This window comes from Dellaglioa sp. CoH-56-MRSF-13, assembly GCF_056782095.1.
Genome location: NZ_JBXAYC010000208.1, coordinates 1 through 247 on the forward strand (window position 1 = coordinate 1; position 247 = coordinate 247).

Below are 247 nucleotides of genomic sequence, written 5' to 3' on the forward strand. Positions count from 1 at the left end.
GTCAAGGGCTACACGAACGGTCTGGGCCAGTCGAGCGGCGGTAAGCACGTTGATTCTGTGTCAGGTGCCTTGTACACGGCGCTCAAACCTTGGATCAAAACCAAAAAGGTTGCTGGCAAGCAGGTTCCGGTGTTCCGGGAAGCTGACCTGAAAGAAGGTCTGGTAGGTCTCGTGAACATGTACCTGAGCAAAGCCACGTTCACGTCTCAGGACAAGGCGAAGCTCTCGGACGATCGCGCCGGGCCCG

The 247-nt window shown here is 57.5% G+C and carries 1 protein-coding gene; it reads left to right on the forward strand.

The window, feature by feature from the left end; all coding sequences use genetic code 11:
- Positions 1-247 (forward strand): TopoII/MutL transducer domain-containing protein (locus tag AC1RP1_RS08450; RefSeq protein WP_481762797.1); only part of this gene is annotated, 247 nt, incomplete at both ends.